The 255-nt window shown below is 64.7% G+C and carries 1 protein-coding gene; it reads left to right on the top strand.

Annotated elements, in window-relative coordinates; translation table 11 throughout:
- A partial coding sequence (locus KW835_RS26725; RefSeq protein ID WP_218387766.1) for a DUF4148 domain-containing protein occupies nt 1–200 on the top strand: 200 nt, incomplete at its 5' end.
- Between the last annotated feature and the right edge of the window lie 55 nt (nt 201–255).

The following is a 255-nucleotide window of genomic DNA, read 5'->3' as shown; positions in this document are numbered from 1 at the left end:
AATTCGCCACGAAGTTCGAAACCAACCGCACCCGCGCCGAAGTGGCTGCCGAGGCATCGAGCGTTGCCCAGACCCGCAGCATCGAGCCCGCAGGTTCGCGCGTCGTGACCTACAAGTCCACCGCCGATCGCGCTGCCGTGCGTGCCCAGGCCGCCGACGCCGTGCGCACCGGCCAGATCCCTTCGGGTGAGCAAGGCTGATCTGGATCCAAAGGATTCAGCTCCCCTGACCTCTCACTAGACGAACACACCTGAT

It is taken from the genome of Acidovorax sp. sic0104, from assembly GCF_019219095.1.
Lineage (GTDB): Bacteria > Pseudomonadota > Gammaproteobacteria > Burkholderiales > Burkholderiaceae_C > Acidovorax.
The sequence above is the reverse complement of the archived record's forward strand: the minus strand, read 5'-3'. Positions and strand labels throughout refer to the sequence as shown.